Below are 3,710 nucleotides of genomic sequence, written 5' to 3' on the forward strand. Positions count from 1 at the left end.
AATCAAATTGGTATTATATATGATATGGCACGAACTTTTTAATTAACTTAAATACCCTCTAAATGAATAATCTTTTGAGCATTAGTGGTCTAAGTTAACAATTAATACGTACTTAATTAGAATTACAAAATAATATCAGAATTAGCAGAGCTTCCTTTATGAAAATAATGCAATTATCCAATGGAGAGTTTTCCGCCGAAAATGCACCTAAAGCACAACTTGATGATGGTAGTTTCTGCATTCCGCAACATTATTTGAAATATCGTCATACCTTAGCGAGTGTTGAAGAGCTTATTTTAAAAGTCGATTATTGCGACAGGTATCCTATTTTTGTTTCGCAAGATAATCAGGGTATTTATTTACAAGTGGGTATTATTGGTGCCGATAACTATAAAGGCAATAACTATCAAAGTAGCACGACAGACTTAAGTGATGAAAACACAGCCGCTAATAATTCGACAAACCAAAGTATCAACCAAAATAGAAACCTAAAAATCATGTACGGCCGTAAGTGGCGGGTTGAACCTAAATTGCCAACAGCTGAAATAATACAAACCGCATTTTTAGCGATAAAAAAGGTGAGGGAGCATGAAGTACGAGAGCTATTTCGTTTAAAGGCTTTTAATAAGATAACCACACCACTTAATAGTCATCATGACGTAACTATGCTGATTAATAGCCAAGATCTTAAAAGCAAAAGTGAAGAGCTTTCTTGGTTGGAGTTGCAACAAGAGCTTGATCATCTACATTATGAACAAGCAACTTTTAATATTATTAATATTGAAAACAGGCATGATAAATATTGGTTACTTGAATTAGAAGTGTTAATAGATGCAGAAAGTCAGCTTGAAGAACTTGAGTCTAATCAACTGATAGTATTAATCGTTAATAAACTCACTTTTAATGAGGTTTGTTATCAATTAATGGCAGAGTTAATACGTTTAAGTGATCGACATGTTGATGAGCATTTTACCTTCTCTAAGGTTGCTCGTTTTAGCCAAGAAAATGATATAAAAGCGATTGCCAAAATATCAGCCAATACCCGAGAGTTGCATAAATCAGCAGAAAAAACAGAGTTTGAAAAAGATTGGCGTAATGAAAACTATCAAGTAGATTTAACCCGTGTACCGCAACTTAAAACCGGTGTGTTTTCAGAGCGTATTAGAAGTATATTAAACTCGTTTAATGGTATTGAGGGGATATTACCGGAAAACACCTAGTGCCTAGTTATTAAGATTAGCGTATGAATTCGACAAGCTAAATAATAAACAGTTATGGGCGAATAATGAGCCCTGAAAATCATGATCTCGCATTAATTCTGCGTACATTGTTTATTGTTTACAAAATAATTCTTATATGTGATAGTTTAATTAATTATTTTTTATATTGAGCCAACTATGAATAAAATTAATCACAAAGTAAAAGTTGTTTGTTCTGTTTTTACCCTCTCGTTACTTACCGCTTGTGGTAGTTCCTCAAGCCTAACTTCGACGTCGACTCCAGTCGTTATTGATGTCAATGAAGCTGATACCAATTTCCCTAGTTTTGTTTCTTTTAATGACACAACTCCTGAAAATAAGGCGTGGGAAAAAATTCCAGCGTTATCCGATGAATTTGATGTATGGGATGAGACAAAATGGTTCAAACCTCTGTGGAACTATGGTGGCACACCTGTATACATGAGAAATGAAAATGCAGGTGTCAGCGATGGAAATTTATGGATTCAAGCTACTTTAAATGAAGCTAGAGGAGAACAGTGGTTCGAAACATCGCGTGTACAATCAAAAGCTAAGGTTAAATATCCAATGTATACCGAAAGCCGTATTAAAGCAGCACATATCTCAGCGTATAATACGTTTTGGTTAAATAACGGAGATATAGCCAACCGTGATGAAATTGATATTATTGAAAATAATTCCAACCCATCATACACAGGCGCTAAATATGATAACTATCCATATGAAATGCACTCGCAGTATTTTATAGTTAAAGATAATCAGACTGAACGTAAAGGAGACGACAACCCGTCAGATAGTCGAAATTTATCCGACGCTAATACACTTAAAGGCGTGCCTTGGAATGAACAGTATCATGTGTTTGGTGCTTGGTGGAAAGATGAACATACGGTACAGTTTTACCTAAATGGTGAACCTGTTAACAGTGTAGTTTCAACACAAGCTTTTACCTTAGAGCAAAATATTATTTGGGATTTGTGGACACAAGATTCTTCATGGGTCGGAGGAGTACCTGAGAAAAATGATTTGCTCGATAATACCCAAAACACAATGAAAGTTGATTGGGTAAGAACTTGGCAGTTAGTTGATAAAGTTGCCAATTAATCAATGAAAAATATCAAAAAGCTAGCTTGAAGTCGTTCATTTAATAGCGATGTATAGCTAGTTTATAATGAGTTGATAGCAAGAGTGGATAGCTAACACTTACTTTTTAACTTAAGAAAAAAATCAAACTAAATAGGTCATTCCCGTCAAAACAACGCGGGAATGCATATTTTGAATATATAGCCTAACGTCTAAACCCTAATACTTCAAACCAATAATGTCTCTGACTTTATCTAATAGTTGAATAAGCTCGTGGCTCATATCAAAGCTCATTATTGGGCTTTCAGTTTTTCCTTCGCGTAACAACTCATTAAAGTGACTTATCTCAAAATTATAACCGTGGGTGTTACAATCAAATTCTATTGTTTCTTCATTGTCAGGTGTAATTAAAGTAACGCTAGTTGGCTGATGAAAACCGCTATTAATTTTAATTATGCCACGCTCACAATGGAAAATGGCTTCACAAGGTGTAGCTTCTAGTAGGCTTGATTTTAAAGTGGCTTTGGCATCCTTATAAGTGAATTGCATCGTGCAAGATGAATCTGCGCCATTGTCAAAGTAGGTTGCTTCTGCACTTATTTCATCAGGTACACCTAAGGTTGAAAGCGCTGCAAATATAGGGTAAATACCAATATCTAACAGGCTGCCGCCGCCTAATGATTTATTAAATAATCGGGAGTCATTATCGAAAGGCCTTACAAAGCCAAAGTCAGCTTCGACACTCAGTAATTTACCGTAAGTGTTGTTTTTTAATTCAGTTAATACAAAATTATAATGAGGTAAAAAGTAAGTCCACATTGCTTCCATTAGTAACGTGTCATGCGCACTTGCTATAGCAATCATGCTATTTACTTCAGCATTAGTCATGGCAAAAGGCTTTTCACATAACACTGCTATATTTTTCTCTAAACATAATCGCGTATTTTCTTTATGCATTGTATGTGGGGTTGCTATGTAAATAGCGTCAATATTTTCATCATTGACTAAAGCTTCATAGCTGCTATAGGCTTTAGTTGCATGATGTTTTTCGGCAAAGTAATCAGCTTTTGATTGAGACCTTGATGCTACCGCATATAACTCAGCATCTTCAATTGTTAATAAGTCAGTGGCAAATTTATTGGCTATATTGCCTAGGCCAATAATTCCCCAGCGTATCTTTCTATCTGTCAGTGATTTCATTTAGTTAGCTCCATAAGATAATGCCTCTTTATGCTTGATAGTGTAATCCTAATATAAAAATATGGAAGAGGAGTTTTAACTTGTCTCATTAGTTGATAGAACAATGAGTTAAATTTTGTGCTTATGTATAAGACAGCAGGGAAAGAGGAAGGTTAACGATATTTTATTTTTTAATGTAATACCAATTTGATT

General features: G+C 34.7%; 3 protein-coding genes. 2 read left to right on the top strand and 1 reads right to left on the bottom strand.

Annotated features, from left to right (window positions below):
* Positions 1-158: 158 nt before the first annotated feature.
* Together KO502_RS08310 and KO502_RS08315 are read left to right on the top strand one after the other, a co-directional pair.
* A complete protein-coding gene (locus KO502_RS08310; protein ID WP_216022116.1) occupies positions 159-1,220 on the top strand; it encodes a hypothetical protein in 1,062 nt (353 codons plus the stop codon).
* Positions 1,221-1,397: 177 nt separating this feature from the next.
* Positions 1,398-2,339 (top strand): family 16 glycosylhydrolase, encoded by a 942-nt coding sequence (locus KO502_RS08315; RefSeq protein ID WP_216022117.1) that lies wholly within the window; start codon positions 1,398-1,400, stop codon positions 2,337-2,339.
* Between the two features lie 198 nt (positions 2,340-2,537).
* Here KO502_RS08315 and KO502_RS08320 read toward each other — a convergent pair whose 3' ends face one another.
* Complete coding sequence (locus tag KO502_RS08320) at positions 2,538-3,518, bottom strand: Gfo/Idh/MocA family oxidoreductase (RefSeq protein ID WP_216022118.1); 981 nt, start codon at positions 3,516-3,518, stop codon at positions 2,538-2,540.
* Positions 3,519-3,710 lie beyond the last annotated feature (192 nt).

It is taken from the genome of Colwellia sp. E2M01 (genome assembly GCF_018860585.1).
Lineage (GTDB): Bacteria > Pseudomonadota > Gammaproteobacteria > Enterobacterales > Alteromonadaceae > Colwellia.